At 41.7% G+C, this 278-nt stretch carries 1 riboswitch.

Features of this window, described 5'->3' with window-relative positions:
- Nucleotides 1-175 precede the first annotated feature (175 nt).
- Nucleotides 176-274, bottom strand: a riboswitch (purine riboswitch).
- Nucleotides 275-278: the final 4 nt, after the last annotated feature.

Genomic DNA, 278 nt, shown 5'->3' on the forward strand with positions numbered 1-278 from the left:
GCGCCAATCAATAATGGCACGAGCACATCACCCGAATACATAGCTAACAGATATTGAAACCCTAAAATGGCCGCCTTAACATTGGTAATTTTAGGTGCTGCGGATACTTCCTTCAAATCAATCTTCCTCTCTCGATTAAGCTGATTTGCCTATAAAAAAAGTCACCCCGGCAAACGGGATGACCTCGTTTGCTTATAGTCCAACCTTTACGGGGTTGGGTAGAAACTCGTCAACCATATCATGACATTATATAGGCAATTACCACTTATTTGAATGAG

The organism is Oceanobacillus saliphilus (assembly GCF_023522835.1).
Lineage (GTDB): Bacteria > Bacillota > Bacilli > Bacillales > Amphibacillaceae > Oceanobacillus > Oceanobacillus saliphilus.